The 775-nt window shown below is 28.1% G+C and carries 1 protein-coding gene; it reads right to left on the reverse strand.

Annotated features, from left to right (window positions below; translation table 11 throughout):
• Positions 1–383: hypothetical protein (locus L8X40_RS08375; protein WP_263667686.1), on the reverse strand; the 383-nt coding region annotated here is incomplete at its 3' end.
• Positions 384–775: the final 392 nt, after the last annotated feature.

The following is a 775-nucleotide window of genomic DNA, read 5'->3' on the forward strand; positions in this document are numbered from 1 at the left end:
TTACTAACACTAATACCATTACTACCACCAGTAATAGTCCCATTATTGATTATAGACTTTATTGTGTTGTTGCTACCTTGAATATTAATACCGCTATTAGTTCCTTGTATAACTCCACTATTTGTAAGATTGTCTAAGGTATTATTACTTCCATTGAAAGTAATACCATGGCCACCATTAATTTCTCCACTATTGTTAATTTGTGTTAATTGGTTGTTATTGCCATTTATCCTTATTCCAGCTCTATCAGGTCCTGATATACTCCCTTTATTAATAATTTCAATATTTTTAGAATCACTAGAAATATCAACACTAGGATTATTGCTAACTATAACACTACCTTCTTTTTCTATAATTAATGTTCCATTATTACCTATAGTCACACCATTAGTTTGACTATTATTTATAGTGCATATTGTTCCATTGTTGCAACCACCACCGCTAATACTTTTTGAATTTTTTGTTTGTTTTTCTTTAAATACTTTAGGGTCTTTAGCTTTAGAAATTTCTATAGTTCCATTAGAAACTTGATCACTTATAGTTACTATACTAGCATTAGCACAAGTTGCTAGAAAAGATATAGTTGCTAAAGAAAGAAAAGTTTTTTTAGTAAAAGAAAGATTATTATTTAGGTGAGATGAAGTTAAAGAGGTATTATTTAATTGGGAATTATCAAATCCCCCCCCCCGTAAAGTAAGACATTAAAACTCCTTGATTGTTAAATAAAAATAGGCGTAATTATAAAAAGAATTTATTTAAAATTAGTTTAATTAAT

Source organism: Campylobacter sp. CNRCH_2013_0855 (genome assembly GCF_025773025.1).
Taxonomy (GTDB): domain Bacteria; phylum Campylobacterota; class Campylobacteria; order Campylobacterales; family Campylobacteraceae; genus Campylobacter_D; species Campylobacter_D jejuni_C.